Here is a 964-nt window from a genome sequence, read left to right on the forward strand (position 1 = left end):
AGTCGCGTTGATCGTGATGTCGCTGGGGATCTCCGCACCATCATTCTGACGTGCCAGGACGTCGCCGGCTACCGAGGCCTGAGCGGGATCGACACGGGGTTATTTGTCTGGTTCATCGTCGACCAAATCCGTCAATGCCTCGCCAATCGCGATCGAATGTTCGCCAGTTTCTGGAGCGTGACGGGGCTGTTGTTAGTTGGAAAGCTTTTCTATGAATACACCACCGGCGAGATCCTGTTTGTCAACGCCGATGGCTTCAAACCTTTGGTCGAATCCCACCTCTCCGGCGCCGTCCTCGGAGCAATCTTCGCGGCCGTGGAGATCGTTCGGAGAGGGTGGGCACCGCAAACAATTCTCGAATAGCTTGCTAGCCAGATCGCCACTACTGCTCGCTCAAACTTTGCAGCGTTTTGACGAACGCCTGGCCGGCCATCATGTAAACTGCATCATGAAGCCCCCAACCTAGCTGCAACACCAGCTACAATTATGCACTTAAACTCAAGAGCGGATCTCGAAGACGTTCCCACCTCGCAGACAAACGTTCCGAACCAGCTGCTTCCCTCGCCGATTTCACTGGCGTGATCCGAAAACGAATCGAAACAAGACAATGACAGTCCGGAGAACCGACCAATCCATGAGCCATTTCACGAATTTCATACCACGTCCCAGTGCTGCAATCGCCGTTGTCACAGGCAACCTTGCCGCTGTTTTAATATTGTTGGGCAGCGTCGTCTCGGCTGCCGATATCTATGTTTCCCCGAACGGAAAGGACACGAATTCCGGCGCCGCCGAAGCTCCTTTGGCCACGCTGGCAGCCGCACAACAGAAAGCTCGGACGATGGCGGGACGCGAAGCCGTCACCGTTCACGTCGCCGATGGTGTGTACTACTTGCCCAAAACGCTCGTGTTCACGCCGGAGGATTCGGGTTCCGACGAGCATCCGGTGGTGTACAAGGCCGACAAC

At 55.9% G+C, this 964-nt stretch carries 1 protein-coding gene and 1 pseudogene; both read left to right on the plus strand.

The genetic code is table 11. The annotated features are described in order from the left end of the window. A partial coding sequence (locus tag RMSM_RS06070) for a rhomboid family protein (RefSeq protein WP_478212698.1) occupies positions 1–363 on the plus strand: 363 nt, incomplete at its 5' end. Between the two features lie 271 nt (positions 364–634). Next, a pseudogene (locus RMSM_RS06075) lies at positions 635–964 on the plus strand (signaling protein); the annotation flags it as partial.

The sequence above is a fragment of the Rhodopirellula maiorica SM1 genome, assembly GCF_000346295.1.
In the GTDB taxonomy this organism is placed as follows: Bacteria; Planctomycetota; Planctomycetia; order Pirellulales; family Pirellulaceae; genus Novipirellula; species Novipirellula maiorica.